We start from the raw sequence: 14933 nt of genomic DNA, 5'->3' as shown, positions 1-14933 counted from the left end.
TATATGCTCTTATACAAAAAAGGAATAAAGAAACTATTAAACTTAATATAAATAACATAAATTTAAAATACTTATGTTTAATTTAAGCTTAAAATAGTTTCTTTATAAATTATAATTATTAAATTTTGAATAAAAGAACTTATAATATTTCATATGAAATATATTTATAAATTCAGTTATAATTATTTAGAGTATTTCTTTATTAGTGAAATTATTTGTTCAACCCCATTTTTCACCTTAGAATTCTCCATACTCTCAATATATTTCTCTTTATCTCTATATAATGCTTCAATCTTTGTTAAAAGTATATCAGCATTTAAATCCTCTTCTTGTATAACAACGCTATATCCACTCTTCTCAAAAGACTTTGCATTTAGAATTTGATCTCCTCTGCTTGCATTAATTGAAAGTGGTACTAATATATTTGGTTTTTTAAGCGCTAAAAATTCAAAAATAGAGTTAGCACCCGATCTAGATATAAACATATCAGCTAAAGCCATTAAGTCCGGAAGTTCCTTACTTATATACTCAAACTGTCTATATCCCTCTTTATTATTTAAACTTTCGTCTATATGGCCTTTTCCACATATATGAATTACATTATAAGATTTTAAAAGTTTATCTAAAACACCTCTTAGAGAGTCATTTAAAACCTTTGAACCTAAACTTCCACCCATTAACATTATTACAGGCTTATTATTTTTAAATCCACAGAAGCTTTTTCCCTTTTCTTTGCTTCCCTTAAATAATTCACTTCTTATTGGAGTACCTGTTAAAACGCCCTTATTATTTTTAACCTTCTCTACTGACTCAGGAAAGGTAACACAAACCTTAGTACAATAAGGTGTAGCTAACTTATTTGCTAAGCCTGGAGTCATATCAGATTCATGTGTAAGTACAGGTATTTTATTTAAATATGCACCTATTACAACCGGAACTGCAACAAAACCACCCTTTGAAAAAACTACATCAGGTTTTTCATTTTTTATTATCTTCTTAGCTTGAAAAACACCCTTTATAACTTTAAAAGGATCTGAAAAATTTTTTATATCAAAATATCTTCTAAGCTTTCCACTTTCTATTGCATGATATGGTATTTTTGCATCTTCTATAATTTTTCTTTCTATTCCATCCTTTGTACCTATATACTGAACTTCATAGCCTTCTTCTTTTAATCTTGGTATTAAGGCTAGATTAGGAGTTACATGTCCTGCTGATCCTCCACCTGTCATTATTATCTTTTTACTCAAAGTTTCCACCACCATTTAATTCTTTTTATATTCCTTAATTCTATTATATATATTTTTATTGATTTAGCCATTAAAATTGACCTTTTATTTTAATATATTTAGAGTTTTAATGCCTATATTCAAAAAAAATCATATTATTTTATAAATTTTTTAATCTTTTTTATAGCTATTTTTTGTTTATATATATAATGTAGCTATTTTTTATTTTTCCATTATCTTGATATGATTATTCATTATTTTGGAAATATGTGAAAGCTTTCTCTAAAATGCCTAAAACAAACTACGCATATAATTTTCATTTCGAGTCATAATAGTATTACAAAGCAACGAAGGAGGTGAGAAACATGGCAAAGAATTTAGTACCAGAAGCTAAAGAAAAATTAAACCAATTTAAAATGGAAGCTGCTAAAGAAGTTGGCGTTACATTAAACCAAGGTTACAATGGAAACTTAACTAGTAAAGAAAACGGTTCTGTTGGTGGCCAAATGGTTAAAAAAATGGTTGAATCTTATGAAAAAAATTTATAATTTAAATCATGAGATCTAAACCAAACTTATTACTAAATTTACTACAATGAACACAGACTATTGAATAGTCCTGTAAGGAGGATATTATTATGGCAAAAAATTTAATTCCAGAGGCAAAACAAGGTTTAAATAATTTAAAAATGGAAACAGCTAGAGAATTAGGAGTAAATTTCTCAGATTATAATGGAAACCTTACAAGTAAAGAATGTGGATCAGTTGGCGGAGAAATGGTAAAGAAAATGGTTTCTGCTTACGAAAATGGCTTAAAATAAGCTATCTTGTAAGATAAGATTACTAAATCAATACTACATACTTCAAAGCTAATTGCATGTAGTAAAAGATTTGGGTAGACAGTGTAAACTGTCTACCTTTTATTTTTTATATAAATAAACTTTTTCTTCTCTATTTTCAACTACTTTTATTACATCTCTTTTTAAGTCATCTAGTCTTAATAAATCATCACTTTTTACATTATAATTATTTTTTCCTGAAGATATAAAACTTAAGGGTAATATTTTATATTCACCTGAATCTTTCTCCCCAAATCTATAAACATATAAGGGAACATAATTAATATCTTTTATCTTTATATTTTCATCCTTTATATTCAAAGAAATTGTTGCCATTATACTACTGTTTTCTATATTAAATTCATTATCACACATTTTTATATCACCTAAAGAGTATATTACTATTGTTTCATTATTGTTAAATTCATTTTTAACTTTCTTTATAGGAGATATTTTGCTTTTTCCAGTACCCACAATTATATCAACCCCAGATTCATTAAAAGTTTTTATAATTGTATTTTCTCTTTCTTTTGTTAAATTAGACTTATCATCTAAAAAATTAACATAGGATATAATAAAATCACATTGAGTACTCATTTCCTTAATTATAGATTTTATTTTTTTAGTATCTTCTCCTAAAGCTTCATAATTTATAGTATTTACTAAACTAGCTGCTTGCTTGCTAACCTCCATATTATCCATATAGAATCTTCCATCCTTCGCAATTAAGTTAGAAAAGTTTACTATCCCTATCTTTTTACCTTTTACCTCTTCAATAATATAAGGTTCTTCATCTAAGCTATATCTACTACCTAAGTTTTTCATATTATTAAAACTTAAAACTTCTTGCATTTTAAAAAGCTCTGTTGTAGATTCTTTAATATTTACCCCATTTGCTGTTTGAACATAATTAATATTTGAATCCTTCATGCTCTGTAAAAAGCTCTGCGGAATAACTAGGTTTTCATCTGAACCATCTATATTTTCAACTACTTTCCCCTCTACTTGAGCAGATACAACATCTGATGTCTTGGTAAAGTAATTTATATTTTCAAAATAACTTTTTAGCTTTTCCATGTCATAAGACTTTAGATCTTTATTCTTTAATATGATATTCCCCATAAAACTCAAAACTATTTCATCATCAGTATTTTTTCTAAATTCCTCTTTACTAGTGCTTAATAGCTCTTCTTTACTACTTACTGCTCCTGATTTATTTTGAGGAATTGCTAATGATAATATCAACATAATTGATAAAAGCCCTAGAATTAGAAATTTACTATTTTTCTTCATATACCCTCCTCATAATCTACTTTATATTCTTACCAAATTGTACCATATTTTATTTTTATTTGCAAATTAACTCTATTTAATTAATTTTATTTATATACTTTTTCCAATATCTTATTAATAGTTGTGTTTTTCCCACTTTCAATACTATATTTATATATATAGCCCTTTAATTTATCATTATATTTTACAGAAATAGACTTTACTCTAACTTCATCTTCTTCTATTAATTCATTAAGCACCTTTAGTGATTTAATGTCATTAGATGCAATTTCTATATCCATAGTATAGATCTTTTCAAAGTGTCCATTTTCAAAATTTTTCATAGAAGCTAAGACTACAAAAACTATAAGACTACATATTATTGAAAATATATAATATCCTTTTCCTATTACTAAACCAAGACATGCCACCACCCATAAACTAGCAGCAGTAGTTAAGCCTTTTACGTTACCCTTTTCCTGAATTATAGAGCCAGCACCTAAAAACCCTACTCCTGTTATTACTTGCGCTCCAATTCTACTCATATCTATTTTTATACTATTATATATATCAGGATAATTAATAATAAGGTTTTTTGCATCATATATTAAGTAAACCTCTAAAATAGATATTATTGTAGCACCTAAGCAAACCAGAATATGAGTTCTTAGACCTGCAGGTCTGTTTTTTTGTTCTCTATCAAATCCTATTATAGCACTAATAGCAACTGCTAAGCACAATCTTATACAAATTTCATACATGTCCATAAACTCACTTCCTTATATATATTAATATTTTTCTTATTATTAATGTATATAAAATAATTACTTTAGTGAGTTTTAAGTGATAAATTTGTATTATTTTTTACTATTTATAATAAATAAAGTAGTGAGCAAGTCCCACTACTTTGTTTTTACGCACTATGTTCTTCTTTATCTTCTAATATAAATTTTTTTATTACATGTGCTACTCCACTCTCTTCATTACTTAAAGTGATATAATCTGCTACTTCCTTAATCTTAGGAACTGCATTCCCCATAGCTACACCTAATCCAGCATTTTCTATCATATGTATATCATTTTCTTCATCACCAACACATATGATTTCTTGACTTTTTATTCCTAGTTTTTCTGCCAATCCAAAAACACCAGACCATTTATTAGCCTTATTATGTAAAAACTCTAAAAAGTAAGGTGCACTTTTAACTATAGTGTATTTATCCTTTATTTCTTGTGATAAATTTCGAACTACATTATCAAGTAACTCTGGATCATCTATCATCATAACCTTAACTATAGTCTCTTCTGGTTTTATATCTTTTAAAGCTATTTCTTCTATTTCTATTCCATTCAAATCTGCTTCTAGCTGAGAATACTTATTAATCTTAGGTGTTATAACCTTAGACTTTGTAAGTGCATGTATATTAACACCCATTTCTAAACTAATTTTATATAATTCTTCATAGCAGTCAATATCTAAGGGTGTGATATTAATTATTTCTTCTGTATATGTGTCTTGCACAATAGCTCCATTGTACCCAACTGCATAATCCCCCTTATTTACCAAATCAAGTTCCTTTAAAAATCTATTTAATCCCTTTAAAGGTCTTCCTGAAGCCAATACGACTTTAATACCCTTTTCCTTAGCCTCTTTTATGCACAAAAGATTTTCCTCTGTAATTTTAGCTTTTTTCGTAACTAAAGTACCATCAATATCTAAAGCTATTAATTTGTACATCTTATCCCCTCCTATATTAAATAACATAGTTTATATATCATATTTAAGTTAAATGAAACTTCTAAGCTTATAAACAACGTCCTTTTATACTCATACTTGTAAATTCTACACTATTATATCACCTTTCTTATTATGATGCATAAAATATTTTATACAATTATTAAATTTATTACTTTCTAATTTTCCCTCATTTTAAAATATTTTTTTCAAATTTAAATAAATTTTTGTATTCTTCTTTAATTTTAATGCAAAATATTATATAATGTGAAGAATTATTTATATTAGGAGTGATGTTATGGAAAAGAAAATCGCAGCTTTTTTTGATATTGATGGAACTTTATATAGAGAAGGATTAATAACTGAAGTTTTTAAAAAATTAATTAAGAGCGAAATAATAGACCAAGAAAGATGGTATAACGAGGTTAAACCATATTATGTGAAATGGGATAAACGTATTGGAAACTATGATCACTATTTATTAAAAATGGCTGACATATATACTGAAGCTATAAAAGGTCTTCATAGATCTCAAATTGAATTCATAGCTAAAAATGTTGTAACTCAAAAGGGTGATAGAGTTTATACTTACACAAGAGATAGGATTAAGTGGCATAAAGCTCAAGGACACGTACTCATAACAATTTCAGGAAGCCCTATAGAACTTGTAAAGGAAATGGCTGTAAGGCATGGATTTGATGATTATATAGGAACTGTATACTCATTAAATGAAAATGATATGTATACTGGCGAAGTTGTAGCAATGTGGGATAGCGTTAATAAAAAGAAAGCTATAAATAACTTTGTTGAAAAATATAACCTAGATTTAGAAAATTCTTATTCCTATGGTGATACTACTGGTGACTTTTCAATGATGAAAAGTGTTAAATTCCCTACTGCAATAAATCCTACAAAAGAATTGATAAATAAAATCCTTGAAGATCCTATAGTAAAAGAAAAGATAAACTTCATAGTTGAGCGTAAGGATACTATTTATAATATGAGTTCAGATTCTATAAAAATATTATAAAAGAGAGGTGTTACCACCTCTCTTTTTTTATTTATTAATAGTTTCCTTGAGCGTGCATAGCTTCAGCAACTTTTACGAAACCAGCTATGTTAGCACCTTTAACTAAGTCATATCCAAATCCAAAATCAGCAGCAGCTTTCATAGCATTTTGGTGAATTGTAACCATAATTTGGTGTAATTTTTGGTCAACTTCTTCTGCTGTCCATGCTAATCTCATGCTATTTTGAGCCATTTCTAGAGCTGATACACCAACTCCACCTGCATTAGCAGCCTTAGCTGGTCCAACTACTATACCGTGAGATTGGAAGTATTCAACAGCTTCATTTGTACATGGCATATTAGCAGCTTCACAAACGAATTTAACTCCGTTATCTACGATTTGTTTAGCATGCTCTAAATGTATGTCATTTTGCATAGCAGCTGGTATTATAATATCAACTTTTACGCCCCATGGTTTTTGACCAGCGTGGAATTCACAACCGAATTTATCAGCATAGTCTTGAACCTTATCTCTTCCAGAGTTTCTCATTTCAACTAAGAAATTAATTTTTTCATCTGTTGCAACACCATCTTTATCATAGATGTATCCATCTGGTCCTGATAATGTAACAACTTTACCACCTAAATCAGCAACTTTTCTACATAATCCCCATGCAACGTTACCAAATCCTGAAGAAGCAACTGTTTTACCTTTAAAGTCTGTTCCTTCATGTTTTAATATTTCTTCACAGAAGTATGCAACACCAAATCCTGTTGCTTCTGGTCTTATTAAACTTCCGCCGTAGCTTAAACCTTTACCTGTTAATACTCCATTTTCGAAAGCTCCTTTGATTCTTCTGTATTGGCCATATAAGTAACCAATTTCTCTTCCACCAACACCGATATCTCCAGCTGGTACGTCTACATCTGGTCCAATGTGTCTGTATAATTCAGTCATGAAGCTTTGACAGAATCTCATGATTTCAGAATCTGATTTTCCTCTTGGATCGAAGTCAGAACCACCTTTACCTCCTCCAATTGGAAGACCTGTTAGTGAGTTCTTTAATATTTGTTCAAATCCTAAGAATTTGATTATTCCTATATATACTGAAGGATGGAATCTTAAACCACCTTTGTAAGGCCCTAATGTTCCATTAAATTGTACTCTAAATCCACGGTTAACATGTACGCTTCCATTGTCATCTACCCAAGGAACTCTAAACATTATTTGTCTTTCTGGTTCACAGAATCTTTCTAAAAGGTTTTGATTTATATATTCTGGATGTTTTTCTAAAACTGGTCCAATTGATCCTAAAACCTCTTCAACAGCTTGTATAAATTCTGGCTCCCCTGAATTTCTTTTCTTAACATTTTCAAGTACGTTAGCAATGTACTCTTGGATATTTACTGTATTTGACATTACAAAAACCCCCTAATATGAAACTTTGGTTTCACTTTTAAAATAGATAATTTTTAATTGACCTTCATTTTTCTGTCATAACTTAAGATTTTGAAGTTTAACTTTCAACTCCTTATGTATAACACTCAAAATGTTTCGTTAATAAGTTAACACAAAATTTAGAACTTTCGTGCTATTGTTTAACGTATTACCCTTATTGTATAACATTTATAGAAAAAATCAAACCTTTTTTTGTTACAAAATAAAAAAAATAATACAAAATTTCAATTAAGAAAATTTATATTATTTTTTTATGCCTTAATCTTGAATTTATATTATGCAATTTTATACTTCATATTAATAAATTACATTATTTTATATGAATTTATTTTCTTTATCTTTCAAAGAATATACTCCATACTCTTGCCAAATCTCTTCTAAATTAGTAAAAGTATTTGATATCTTATCTTTCTCTCTCAATCCTACTGCTATTATTAAAGCATTTATTACACTTAATGGTGCTACTAAGGAGTCTACAAAAGAAGCCATATTGCTTTGTGCTATAAGCGTAAAATCCGCTTTAGAAGCTAAAGGTGATAATAAGCTATCTGTTATTGCTACAACCTTGGCACCTCTACTCTGTGCAAAACTTAAAACCTCTATGGTTCTTATTGCGTATCTTGGAAATCCTATTCCTATTACAACATCATCCTCTGATATATTTAACATTTGCTCAAATATATCACTAACACCATAAGCTACTACTTGAACATTGTCTAAAATTAAGTTTAAATAAAATCCTAAAAATTCTGCTAAAGCTGAAGAGCTTCTTAAACCAATTATATAAATCTTTTTAGCTCCAAATAAAGAGTTTACTACACTATCAAAGGTTTTATAACTTATCTTCTCTAATGTTGCTCTTATATTCTCCATATCTGACTTTAAAACACCCTTTAAAGCATTTTCTTGACTTATATAATCATTAGATAACTCTATTCTTTGCACTGTAGTAAGCTTATTTTTAATCATCTCTTGAAGTGCTTTTTGTAATTTTGGGTATCCAGTAAATCCAAGTTCATTTGCAAATCTAACAACGGTGGATTCACTTACTCCAACACTAACTCCAAGTTTAGCTGCCGTCATAAAAGCCGCTTTATCATAATGTTTTAATATGTATTCAGCAATTAGTTTTTGTCCCTTACTTAATCTAGGAAACTTAACTTGAATGGTTCTCATTAAATCCTTATTTTCCATATATAAACTCCTTTAAAATTCTTTGAATAAAACATTGCACTTTCATAATTCTTGCAACTATTTCATCATTTTATCATTAATTGCACCTTTTATCAAGTTCAAATTGCATTTTTCTATAGATATATTCTTATGAATTCACAATTTTGCTTTCATTTGTCTAAATTTTTATTATTTTTTCTCAATAATAGCTAGCATAGGCGCACTCTTGCTTCTATTTATGAATTTATGCAATAATACTCCATATTTATTCTTAGGCAAGTTTTCAAGAAATTGAAGCACTTTATTTCCTTCATTTTCTCCTTCATTATGTCCTATATATATACCTATTGTTATTATTCCTCCGGACTTAATCATCTCAAGTGCAGCTTCTATACTTTTTAAAGTGGTTTCCCATGTTGTAGTTATAGTTTTATCTCCCCCAGGTAAAAATCCCAAATTATACATAACACAATCCACATCTTCTCTTACATAATCTCTTAGTTTATGATGGGAATCATTTATTAAAACAACATTTTCCCTCTTTTTCTTTTTATAATTTTCAACTGCTATCTCTTGTATATCAAAGGAATATACCTTTTGAAATTCTTTACTTAAAAAGTCAGTATCGTGACCATTGCCCAATGTAGCGTCAATAGCAATAGCTTTATCTTCTATATAAGTATTTATTACATTTTGCGCAATATTACTTAAATCACCAACATACTTAAACATAAGCTATTCCCCCTAAAGATTTTTAAGATAATTAACTTCATCTAAAGTAAGTTCTCTATACTCTCCTAGAGGCATTTTCCCTAATCTTATTTCACCTATAGAGATTCTTTTTAAAAACATAACCTTATGGCCTATTGCATCACACATTTTTCTTACTTGACGATTTTTTCCTTCATGAATTATTATTTCTACTTCTGTTTTATTTTCAAATTCTTTCAAAATCTTAAATTTAGCTTCTGCAGTTTTATATCCATCTATATATACACCTGAGCAAAATTTTCTAATTTCATCTCCTGTTGGTTTTCCTGAAATTACAGCTATGTATTTTTTATTTACTTCCTTTCTTGGATGTATTACTTTGTTGAAGATCTCCCCATCATTAGTTAAAAGTATTAAGCCTGATGTATCGTAGTCCAATCTTCCTATTGGATATATCCTTTCCTTTACTTTAACTAAATCAAGTACTGTTTCTCTTCCTCTTTCATCTTTAACAGTAGATACATACCCTCTTGGTTTATTAAGCGCAAAATACACCTTATTTTCTTCTATATTGATAATCTTGTCATTAACAGTTACCTTATCAAGTTCCTCATTAACCTTAAATCCTAACTCTGTAATAACCTCACCATTTACTTTTACTATACCAGAACTTATCATTTCCTCACATTTTCTACGTGAAGCAACTCCACATCTAGCCATATATTTCTGTAATCTTTCTTCCATATCCTTTCACCTATCTTACAATATATTTTTTTGCATAAGAATACTCCAAAGAGAAGTTCTTTGGAGTATAAGTATCTTATTTACCATTAGCTGGTTCTATATTGATTTTATTTCCTTTTATTTGGTTGTTTTTCATAGTTTGTAAAACCTTTTTAGCATGTTCTTTTGGAATTTCTACAAAAGTATATTTATCATATATATCAATACAACCTATTAATTTTCCTGGAATACTTGTTTCACCAGCAATAGCTCCTACAACATCTCCTGGTCTTATGTTATGGTTTCTTCCTATATTAATAAATAGTCTTACCATTCCTTCTTCTGCACCAGTGTTTTCAAAAGATACTTCTGACTCTTCTTTTATATTTTCTCTTTCATTATTTCCAACATATAATTTTAAAAGAGCTGCTGCTACGTCAACTGAAGCATAATCTTCTAATAAATCATCAAGTATGTTTCTTTGCTTAGCAATATTACCTTCTTTTAAAACTTCTCTAATTTCATCTAAAACTAATTCTGATTTAACTTCTTCAACATCATTTAATGTTGGTACGTCTTCTCTTCTTATCTTAGTCTTAGTGTATTTTTGTATATCTCTTAATTTATATATTTCTCTACCAGCAACAAAAGAAAATGCCTTACCAGTTCTTCCTGCTCTTCCTGTTCTACCTATTCTATGAACGTAGTATTCTTCATCTTGAGGAATATCATAGTTAAATACAACCTCTACGTCATCAACATCAATACCTCTAGCTGCTACATCTGTTGCAACTAATATTTCTATAGTACCACGTCTGAACTTCTCCATAACTCTGTCTCTTTGACTTTGCTTCATATCTCCATGTAAACCATCTACAAAGTATCCTCTAGTTTGAAGTTGTGTTACAACTTCATCTACTTTTCTTTTTGTATTACAGAAAATTAAAGCTAACTTAGGGTTATGCATATCTATAAGTCTAGTCATTATTTCTAATTTATTTTTTTCTTTTACTTCAAAATAAATTTGTTCTATATTCTTAACTGTCAACTCTTTATGTACTACTTTTATGATCTCTGGATTGTGTTGAAACTTTTTAGTTAAGTCCATAATTGGTTTCGCCATAGTAGCTGAAAATAAGATTGTTTGTCTATCCTCGTTTGTATCCTTTAGAATAGTTTCTATATCTTCTCTGAATCCCATGTTTAGCATTTCATCTGCTTCATCTAAGATAATAGTCTTTAAAGATTCTAACTTTAATGTACCTCTACGCATATGGTCCATTACACGTCCTGGAGTACCTATTACTATATTAACACCTTTTTTTAGTGATTTAATCTGTCTATCTATTGATTGACCACCATATACAGGGATCATCTTAACACCTTTTTTATATTTAGATAACTTCCCCATTTCCTCTGCAATTTGAATTGCTAATTCTCTTGTTGGACAAAGAATTAAAGCTTCAACTGCTTTACTTTTAATATCTAAACCTTCTAATAATGGTATACTGAAAGCCGCTGTTTTTCCTGTACCTGTTTGTGATTGACCTATTACATCACATCCAGTTAAAATCATAGGTATTGCCTGTGATTGAATTGGTGTAGCTTCTTCAAATCCCATATCTTTAATTGCATGTAGCAATTCATTAGAAAGATTTAACTCTTCAAATTTCATTTTATTCATATTTATATATTACCTTGCCTTTCACTTTAGCCATAGTATTTCATCTCATTTTATTTTAATTAACTAATTAATTATATATGTATTCTTTATATTATGCAACATTATATGATGATTTTATTATAAATTTTATTAAATAGCTTCATTTTTTTACTTTATGGCCTATTATTCTTAATATTTTATATAATATTCTTAATTACTTGATTTTTCTTTCAAATTAAGCACAAGTTCCTTTTTTATACTCTATATTATACCTCACAACATATTATTTCACTCTTATATAGTATATTATTAACTTTAATTATTAATCTTATTAGTATATAATAAATAAATAACTAAATAAATAACTATTTATAGAAAGCAGGAGATCACATGGCTAATTATACATTAATTGCAACCTCAGCCTTTGGAATAGAATCCATAGTTGCTAAGGAAATAAAAAGTTTAGGATATAATGATGTTACTGTAGAAAACGGTAAAATAACTTACTTAACTGATGAAAGAGGGATTGTAAAGTCTAATCTATGGCTTAGATGTTCTGATAGAATCTACATAAAAGTAGGAGAATTTAAAGCCACATCCTTTGAAGAATTATTTGAAAATACAAAGGCTCTACCTTGGGAAAATTATTTACCAGTAAATGCTGAGTTCCCTGTAGCTGATGCTAAATCCGTAAAATCTGGGCTTTTTAGTTTATCAGATATTCAATCCATAGTAAAAAAAGCTGTAGTTGAAAGATTAAAAAACACTTATAAGGTAGATTGGTTCAAGGAAGATGGAGCAAAATACCCAATACATGTATCTATATTAAAAGATATAGTTACCATAAGCATAAATACAAGTGGTGATGCTTTACATAAAAGAGGCTATAGAGAAAAAGCTAGTGAAGCCCCTTTAAAAGAAACATTAGCAGCAGCTTTAATTAAAATCAGCGGTTGGACTGCCGATAAGCCACTTATAGACCCTTTCTGTGGATCAGGTACACTTCCAATTGAAGCCGCATTAATCGGACGCAATATAGCACCTGGATTAAACAGAAAGTTTATCTCTGAAAATTGGGCCCTAATACCTAATGAATTATGGAAAGAAGAAAGAAAACAGGCTTATTCAGCAATAGACTATAATTGCGAGCTAGATATAATTGGTGTTGATATAAATAAAAGAGTTATATCTATAGCTCGTGAAAATTCTATAGAAGCTGGGGTTGATGACTGTATACATTTCCAACATAATGATATGAATACAATTAGTTCAAAAAAGAAAAATGGGTTTATAATCTGTAATCCTCCTTATGGAGAAAGACTCAATGAACTAGCTGAAATTCAAGCTTTATATAAGGAAATGGGCAAAGTTTATTCTAACTTCCCAACATGGAATAAATTTATAATAACTTCTTATGAGGAATTCGAAAAATACTTTGGAAAGCACTCTGATAAAAATAGAAAATTATACAATGGAAGACTTAAATGTTACTACTATCAATATATAAACAGTAAAAAATAATGTAAATTAAAATACCTTCTATATGTAACATATAGAAGGTATAAATTATTTTGCGTATTCTACTGCACGTGTTTCTCTAATTACATTTACTTTTATTTGACCTGGATATTCTAATTCATCTTCTATTCTCTTAGTCATTGTTCTTGCCATTTCTACAGCAGCTAAATCATCAACTTCTTCTGGTTTTACCATTATTCTGACTTCTCTACCTGCTTGAATTGCAAATGACTTATCAACACCTTCAAATGAATTAGCTATTTCCTCTAATTTTTCCAAACGTTTGATGTATGCTTCTAAAGTTTCTCTTCTAGCACCTGGTCTAGCTGCTGATATAGCATCTGCCGCTTGAACTAAAATCGCTTCTATAGATTGCATTTCCACATCACCATGGTGGGCAGCTATTGCGTTAACTATAACTGAAGATTCCCCGTATTTTTTAGCTATTTCAGAACCAATTAAAGCATGTGGTCCTTCTACTTCATGATCAACAGCTTTACCTATATCATGAAGTAATCCTGCTCTTTTTGCAATTGTTGGGTCAATTCCTAATTCCGAAGCCATTATGCCACATAAGTAAGAAACCTCTATGGAGTGCTTAAGTACATTTTGACCATAACTTGTTCTAAACTTAAGTCTTCCTAATAATCTTACAAGTTCAATATGAAGTCCATTAACACAAGTTTCGAAGGTTGCTTGTTCTCCTTCTTCTCTTATGATATTTTCCACCTCTTTTTTAGCCTTTTCAACCATTTCCTCAATTCTTGCTGGATGTATTCTTCCATCAACAATTAACTTCTCCAAGGCTATTTTTGCAACTTCTCTTCTTATAGGATCAAATCCTGAAATAATTACAGCTTCTGGTGTATCATCTATTATTAGATCTATACCAGTAAGAGTTTCAAGAGTTCTGATATTTCTACCTTCTCTTCCAATTATTCTACCCTTCATTTCGTCATTAGGTAGAGCTACCACATTCACTGTTGTTTCTGCAACATGATCAGCAGCACATCTTTGAATAGCACAAGTAATAATTTCACGCGCTTTCTTATCTGCTTCTTCTTTTGCTTTACTTTCAACATCCTTTATCATTATAGCGGCATCATGCTTTATTTCTTTACCAATCTCATCTAATAAAACTTGTTTAGCCTCTTCAGTAGTTAAATTGGATATCTTCTCTAATTCCTCTCTTTGTTGTGAATATAATTCATCAACCTTTTGCTCTTTATCAAGGACATCTTGATGTCTTTTATTAAGAGCTTCTTCTTTTTTCTCTAAGACGTCACTTTTTTTATCTAAAAGTTCTTCTCTTTGAATGTTTCTTCTTTCCAATCTCTGAATTTCATTTCTTCTTTCTCTAGACTCTCTTTCTAAATCTGAGCGAAGCTTATGTACTTCTTCTTTAGCTTCAATAATAGCTTCTTTTTTAATAGATTCTGCATTTTTCTTAGAATCATCTAAAATTTTTGCAGCTTCTTCCTCAGCTTTAGCTATATTGGCATGAGAAATATTTTTCCTAGTATAAATAATTGTAAAAATAACTACACAAATTACTACGATACTAGCTAATATAGTTAAAATCATAGATAGTTCCATGTAATAA

General features: G+C 29.1%; 14 protein-coding genes. 4 read left to right on the top strand and 10 right to left on the bottom strand.

Going from position 1 to position 14933, the window contains the following annotated elements:
* Positions 1-182: 182 nt before the first annotated feature.
* Positions 183-1265: an undecaprenyldiphospho-muramoylpentapeptide beta-N-acetylglucosaminyltransferase gene (locus tag BUA48_RS01825; RefSeq protein WP_072829495.1), complete on the bottom strand. Its 1083-nt coding sequence runs from the start codon at positions 1263-1265 to the stop codon at positions 183-185.
* 329 nt (positions 1266-1594) lie between these two features.
* On the opposite strand from BUA48_RS01825, the gene BUA48_RS01820 reads away from it, so the two are divergent.
* Together BUA48_RS01820 and BUA48_RS01815 are read left to right on the top strand one after the other, a co-directional pair.
* Positions 1595-1777, top strand: a complete 183-nt coding sequence (locus BUA48_RS01820; protein WP_072829493.1) for an alpha/beta-type small acid-soluble spore protein — start codon at positions 1595-1597, stop codon at positions 1775-1777.
* Between the two features lie 89 nt (positions 1778-1866).
* Positions 1867-2049 (top strand): alpha/beta-type small acid-soluble spore protein, encoded by a 183-nt coding sequence (locus tag BUA48_RS01815; RefSeq protein ID WP_072829491.1) that lies wholly within the window; start codon positions 1867-1869, stop codon positions 2047-2049.
* A gap of 99 nt (positions 2050-2148) precedes the next feature.
* Here BUA48_RS01815 and BUA48_RS01810 read toward each other — a convergent pair whose 3' ends face one another.
* From BUA48_RS01810 to yidA, 3 genes are all read right to left on the bottom strand, one after another.
* A complete protein-coding gene (locus BUA48_RS01810; protein ID WP_072829489.1) occupies positions 2149-3360 on the bottom strand; it encodes a CapA family protein in 1212 nt (403 codons plus the stop codon).
* Between the two features lie 86 nt (positions 3361-3446).
* A complete protein-coding gene (locus tag BUA48_RS01805; protein ID WP_072829487.1) occupies positions 3447-4106 on the bottom strand; it encodes an MgtC/SapB family protein in 660 nt (219 codons plus the stop codon).
* A 146-nt stretch (positions 4107-4252) separates the two neighbouring features.
* Entirely contained in the window at positions 4253-5077 is an 825-nt protein-coding gene (gene yidA, locus BUA48_RS01800) for a sugar-phosphatase (protein ID WP_072829485.1), read from the bottom strand.
* A 295-nt stretch (positions 5078-5372) separates the two neighbouring features.
* Between yidA and BUA48_RS01795 the strand changes: the two genes are divergently transcribed.
* A complete protein-coding gene (locus BUA48_RS01795; RefSeq protein ID WP_072829483.1) occupies positions 5373-6104 on the top strand; it encodes an HAD-IB family hydrolase in 732 nt (243 codons plus the stop codon).
* A gap of 34 nt (positions 6105-6138) precedes the next feature.
* Here BUA48_RS01795 and gdhA read toward each other — a convergent pair whose 3' ends face one another.
* From gdhA to BUA48_RS01770, 5 genes are all read right to left on the bottom strand, one after another.
* Positions 6139-7503 carry an NADP-specific glutamate dehydrogenase gene (gene gdhA, locus BUA48_RS01790; RefSeq protein WP_072829481.1) on the bottom strand — a complete coding sequence of 455 codons (1365 nt, stop codon included), beginning with the start codon at positions 7501-7503 and terminating at the stop codon, positions 6139-6141.
* Between the two features lie 354 nt (positions 7504-7857).
* Positions 7858-8736, bottom strand: coding sequence for a MurR/RpiR family transcriptional regulator (locus BUA48_RS01785; RefSeq protein ID WP_072829479.1), 879 nt, complete (start codon positions 8734-8736; stop codon positions 7858-7860).
* A gap of 168 nt (positions 8737-8904) precedes the next feature.
* On the bottom strand, positions 8905-9447 hold the full coding sequence (mnmM, locus tag BUA48_RS01780) for a tRNA 5-(aminomethyl)-2-thiouridylate-methyltransferase MnmM (RefSeq protein WP_072829477.1): 543 nt from the start codon (positions 9445-9447) through the stop codon (positions 8905-8907).
* Between the two features lie 12 nt (positions 9448-9459).
* The gene (locus BUA48_RS01775) at positions 9460-10170 is read right to left on the bottom strand and encodes a pseudouridine synthase (protein WP_072829474.1); all 711 of its coding nucleotides are present in this window, start codon (positions 10168-10170) and stop codon (positions 9460-9462) included.
* 76 nt (positions 10171-10246) lie between these two features.
* The gene (locus tag BUA48_RS01770) at positions 10247-11833 is read right to left on the bottom strand and encodes a DEAD/DEAH box helicase (protein WP_072829472.1); all 1587 of its coding nucleotides are present in this window, start codon (positions 11831-11833) and stop codon (positions 10247-10249) included.
* A 369-nt stretch (positions 11834-12202) separates the two neighbouring features.
* Between BUA48_RS01770 and BUA48_RS01765 the strand changes: the two genes are divergently transcribed.
* A complete protein-coding gene (locus tag BUA48_RS01765; protein ID WP_072829470.1) occupies positions 12203-13333 on the top strand; it encodes a THUMP domain-containing class I SAM-dependent RNA methyltransferase in 1131 nt (376 codons plus the stop codon).
* 45 nt (positions 13334-13378) lie between these two features.
* Here BUA48_RS01765 and rny read toward each other — a convergent pair whose 3' ends face one another.
* Positions 13379-14914, bottom strand: a complete 1536-nt coding sequence (gene rny, locus BUA48_RS01760; RefSeq protein ID WP_143147659.1) for a ribonuclease Y — start codon at positions 14912-14914, stop codon at positions 13379-13381.
* Positions 14915-14933 lie beyond the last annotated feature (19 nt).

The sequence above is a fragment of the Clostridium collagenovorans DSM 3089 genome, from assembly GCF_900130005.1.
Classification (GTDB): domain Bacteria; phylum Bacillota; class Clostridia; order Clostridiales; family Clostridiaceae; genus Clostridium_D; species Clostridium_D collagenovorans.
The sequence above is the reverse complement of the archived record's forward strand: the minus strand, read 5'-3'. Positions and strand labels throughout refer to the sequence as shown.